The organism is Micromonospora sp. LOL_025 (assembly GCF_048060285.1).
GTDB lineage: Bacteria > Actinomycetota > Actinomycetes > Mycobacteriales > Micromonosporaceae > Micromonospora.
Map to the genome: position 1 here is coordinate 1 of NZ_JBHMIR010000142.1, position 387 is coordinate 387.

General features: G+C 77.5%; 1 protein-coding gene. It reads left to right on the forward strand.

Annotated elements, in window-relative coordinates; all coding sequences use genetic code 11:
* Positions 1-387 (forward strand): ketoacyl-synthetase C-terminal extension domain-containing protein (locus ACFHW0_RS31860; RefSeq protein ID WP_416613332.1); only part of this gene is annotated, 387 nt, incomplete at both ends.

Genomic DNA, 387 nt, shown 5'->3' on the forward strand with positions numbered 1-387 from the left:
GGCGGCGGTGTCGTCGTTCGGCATCTCCGGCACCAACGCGCACGTGATCATCGAGCAGCCGCCGGCCGAGGCGATCGAGGGCGAGGTCGTCGCCCGCGACGTGCCGCCGGTGGTGCCGGTGCTGCTCTCCGCGCGCTCCGATGCGGCCCTGGCCGGCCAGGCGGGCCGGTGGGCGCGCTGGCTCGCCGCCGACGAGGCCCCGCGTCCGCTGGACGTCGCCTGGTCCTCCGTCACCACCCGGCCCGCGCTGGAGCAGCGCGCCGTCGCCGTGGTGGCCGACACCGACGACCTGCTCTCCGCGCTGCGGGCCCTGGACGCGGGTGAGCCCTCCGGGGCCGTCGTGACCGGCTTCGCCGCCGCTCGCGGCCAGCTCGCGCTGTTGTTCTC